Genomic DNA, 1,187 nt, shown 5'->3' on the forward strand with positions numbered 1-1,187 from the left:
GGCAGGAGAGGCCGCACGGGACCAGTCCGTGGGGGGCGCCCGCCTCCGTGAGGGCCTTCCACAGCCGCTCCGCGTGCTCGGGCGCCACGAAGAGCTCGAAGCCGTCCTCGCCGGTGTAGCCCGTACGGGCGATGAGCGCCGGGACCCCGGCGACCGTGCCCGGCAGGCCCGCGTAGTACTTCAGCCCGTCCAGGTCGGCGTCGGTGACCGACTTCAGGATGTCCGGGGAGGCGGGGCCCTGGACGGCGAGCAGCGCGTACGCGTCCCGGTCGTCACGCACCTCGGCGTCGAAGCCGGCGACGCGCTCGGTGAGGGCGTCCAGGACGGTCTGGGCGTTGCCCGCGTTGGCGACGACCATGTACTCGGTCTCGCCCAGGCGGTAGACGATCAGGTCGTCCAGGATGCCGCCGTCCTCGGCGACGATCATGGTGTAGCGGGCGCGGCCCGTTCCGACCGTGGCGATGTTGCCCACCAGGGCGTGGTTCAGGAAGGCGGCGGCCTGCGGGCCGGTGACGGCGATCTCGCCCATGTGGGACAGGTCGAACAGACCGGCCCGGGTGCGGACGGCGTTGTGCTCGTCACGCTCACTGGCGTACCGCAGGGGCATGTCCCAGCCGGCGAAGTCGGTCATGGTCGCGCCCAGCGATCGGTGCAGCGCGTCGAGTGCGGTGAGACGGGGGGCAGTGCTCATGGATACGGCTCCAGGGCATGACGGCGGAGGACGATCCCTCCCCATCTGTCATCGGAACCTGAGAGGTTCGCCGGGAGCCCCTGAACGGGGTCGGCTTGCACCTTGGGTGGAGCCGCGAAGCGGCCCGCTTTTCAGATCTGCCTCATCCGCGCGGTACGGGGCCTGAGAGATTCAAGGGAGGAACTTGCTCCTTCGGCGTCCAGGTCACAGGTGACCGGGACTCTCCCGCGCGGATTCGAACGGCCGGTATGCAATTGGCGGGGCCATCATCGCACGCCCCGCGGGGGAGCGGGGCCGCGAGCACGGGGCCGGGGTCCGGACCGCCCCGTGCACCGGTGAGCGGTTGTGCCACATTGCCTTTTCTTTACACTTCTTGGGCAGGTCGGGTGCGGGTGGTGACGAGCGCAGGGGGACGGCCATGACGGTGCGGCCACACATGACGGCCGCGGGCGCGGCGGGGGAGCCGGAGGCCGCCCGCGAGACGATGCCCGCACAG

At 71.1% G+C, this 1,187-nt stretch carries 1 pseudogene and 1 riboswitch; the pseudogene reads right to left on the reverse strand.

Annotation, left to right across the window (positions count from 1 at the left end):
• Positions 1–691 (reverse strand): annotated as a pseudogene (locus IH13_RS0123710) (glycine cleavage system protein T); the annotation flags it as partial.
• Between the two features lie 141 nt (positions 692–832).
• Positions 833–929, reverse strand: a riboswitch (glycine riboswitch).
• Positions 930–1,187: the final 258 nt, after the last annotated feature.

The organism is Streptomyces sp. NRRL WC-3549 (genome assembly GCF_000721935.1).
Taxonomy (GTDB): Bacteria; Actinomycetota; Actinomycetes; order Streptomycetales; family Streptomycetaceae; genus Streptomyces.